Below are 2,973 nucleotides of genomic sequence, written 5' to 3'. Positions count from 1 at the left end.
GCGTTACTCCTTGCGCGCCGCTGTCAAGAATGCTGGCCGCCACATGGTCAGCTACTTGCCGGTACAGCGGCGACGACGAACTCCAACGATACACAGACGGTCCCTTTCAATCATTCGGATTGGAGCCGCACGGCCAGCCAGCTCGGGACAGGCCACGCGAAACGCTATGCGAATCACTCCAGCGAGTTCTCCACCAGGACCGCGGTGTTCCCGTCAACCTCGCCCGGCTCGACGGGCTCGAAGCGCCCTCCGAGGTACTTGGCCAGGAACTTCTCGGTGATGGCGTTGAACTGGATGGTGTTCGCCGGCCGTTGGAAGCCATGGCCTTCGTCCGGGAACAGGACGTAGGTCACCGGCACGCTGTTGGCCTTCATCGCGGCCACCATCTGGTCACTCTCGGCCTGCTTCACACGCGGGTCATTGGCCCCTTGGCCGATAAGCAGCGGCTTGCGGATCCGGCCGGCGCGGTGGACCGGCGAACGATCACTCATCAGTGCGCGGCCTGCCTCCGTCCCGGCATCGCCGATCATGCGGAAGAGCTGCGCCTTGGCGGCCTCCCAGTAGGGCGGGATGGAAGCCGCAAGGGTCGCCAGGTTGGACGGCCCCACGATGTCGACGCCGCAGGCGTAGACATCGGGATGCGCCGTCATGCCCCACAGCGCAGCGTAGCCGCCATAGCTGGCACCCATGATGCAGATCCGCCGCGGATCGGCGATGCCACGATTCACGGCCCAGCGCACGGCGTCAATGAGGTCGTCGTCCATCTTGGCGCCCCACTGGCCATCGCCGGCGGACAGGAAGCGCTTGCCAAAGCCCGTCGACCCTCGGAAGTTGACCGCGAGGACGGCGTAGCCCCGGTTGGCCAGCCATTGGTGCACGGGGTTGTAGCCCCAGGCATCGCGTGCATGTGGGCCGCCGTGCACGTCAAGCACCAAGGGGACCGGCTCGGTACTGGCGAGCGCCGTCTGTGGCTCGTCCGCGAAGACGGGCAGCGTCAGGTAGCAGACCAGGTCGAGCCCATCCCGGCTCTTCACCGTCGTCGACTGCATGCGCGCCAGGTGCGCGCCGGCCAAGGCGGGCCTGGCGTCGTACAGCTTGGTCAGCGACTTCTTCCTGCGGTCGAAATGGTAGAAGCTGCGCGGGTTGACGTCGGTCCCTGCCGAGACGATCCAGGACTGGTCGTCTTCCGTGCGGCTGGCTAGGGACCATTCGCCGATGCCCTGCGCGTCGAGATACTCGACGTCGGGCCGCAGCGTCTCGCTCAACACATGGATTTCGCGCCGCTCGAACGTCACGGTCCAGGCCAGGGGGACGTGGGTGTCAACGTCGGTCCAGACGCCGGACACGTCAGCCTTGGCGTGTTCGGCGATCAAGACGCCAGCGTTGCTTTCTCCGGCCAGGTCGTAGCGCAACAAGGCTGCGGTGTCCCGGCCGCCGCTGTCCAGCATGTAGAGCGTCTTGCCGTCGGCGCTCAGCGTCTGGGGCCAGGTGTTCGACGCTTCCTCTGCTGCAACGGATCGCCAGACCACCCACTTGTCGCCATCGGGCTTGAGGATGTCATGTCCGCCAATTTCGTTGGGACCCATCGCCAGCCGGACCTGGTAGTCGTCGTCGGCGACAAACCCGTGGAATCCGGGGTTCTCCTCGACCAGGGTCAGCTCACCGGTTCCCAGGTCCAGGCGGAACAGGTCGGCAAACCGTGGATCGCGCCGGTTCAGTGTCACCAAGACGGCGCCACGCTGCTTCTTGCTGGCCTGCTGCAACGACGCGCGGGCACCGGGGAAGGGCGTGAGGTTGCGAGTCTGGCCGCCGGCCACAGGCACCGCGAACACATGCTCGTTCTCGTCACCGTCCTTGTCCTGCAGGTAGAGCAGGTGGACGCCGTCGTAGGCCCACAGGTACTGGTAGATGCCGCGACCGCGGTCGGCAGTGATGGGCTTGGCCGCATCAAGGGACGCCTGCAGGTCCTGGCCCAGGTCGCAGACCCAGATGTTCATCACGCCGTCGACGGGTGCAATGAACGCCAGCATCTTGCCGCAGGGKCTGAGCTGGCAGCCTCCTCGCACCGGGTTGCCGAACAGCAGCGCGCGAGGGATCAAAGGAATGTCGTGCAGATTCATGGTCCTCTTCACGCCTGCTTGATGAGTTCCAGCATCATTTCCATCTGCTGGCGCACCACGGTGCCGGTCGCTTCCTGAGCACGCAACTTGCCCTCACGAAGCCGCTGGCGCACTTGCGCATCGCCGACGGACATCAGCGCACGTTTCTCCAGCGGCGCCGCCTCGAGGGCCCGTTGCACGGCTTCTTCGCTGTCATCGCTGTCCTTGCTCACCTGTGCAACAAGGCGCCAGCCCTTGAACATCAGCACCTGGTTCTCCTGGTCCTCGGCGTCCAGGAAGGGCCGCTGAACGACGCCCGTCCAAACCAGCGCGAACGATCGGTAGATCGCGACGAACTCACCTGCAAGCCCCCGCACGGGCCAGGCCAACGCCTCCAGGACGTCTCCCAGGGAGAAGCACCAAGGGTCGGTCAGCGAGGCTGAGGCCTCGGACGCCGTCTTTCGCACGCTTCGCCAGACCTTGGCGTCAACGATCTCGCCGGCCAGTTCTTGCCGCCAATAACCCGCGATTCGGCTCGCGACCTCCCGCGCTTGCGGTTCGATATGCGGCGCCATGGGCGACTCTGGCGAAAGCAGATGCTCAAGGAACTGCGCCATGAACCTGGGCACCACGTCGCCCAGGTCGACACCGGGCTCGATGGCGTCGAGCCATTCGATGCCGAACTTCAGCACCTTGTCCGAAGCCTTGATCGCGAAGGTCGGCGGCGGCCCCGGGTCGGTCACGAACTCCATCCCGGCGGAGACGAGCGCTTCGCAGAGCATGGCCAGCTCGTGCGGAATGCCCGTCACCGCCACGAAGGTGTCGATGTCCTGGGTGCCGGCCAGCGCGCTGCCGAGCGAATACAGGTTGTTCT

At 65.6% G+C, this 2,973-nt stretch carries 2 protein-coding genes; both read right to left on the bottom strand.

Annotation, left to right across the window (positions count from 1 at the left end):
* Positions 1-173: 173 nt before the first annotated feature.
* Positions 174-2,120 carry a S9 family peptidase gene (locus tag ACXJKR_RS28725; RefSeq protein ID WP_457325741.1) on the bottom strand — a complete coding sequence of 649 codons (1,947 nt, stop codon included), beginning with the start codon at positions 2,118-2,120 and terminating at the stop codon, positions 174-176.
* 8 nt (positions 2,121-2,128) lie between these two features.
* Entirely contained in the window at positions 2,129-2,914 is a 786-nt protein-coding gene (locus ACXJKR_RS28720) for a hypothetical protein (RefSeq protein ID WP_457325740.1), read from the bottom strand.
* Positions 2,915-2,973: the final 59 nt, after the last annotated feature.

The organism is Roseateles sp. P5_E11, assembly GCF_054049355.1.
The sequence above is the reverse complement of the archived record's forward strand: the minus strand, read 5'-3'. Positions and strand labels throughout refer to the sequence as shown.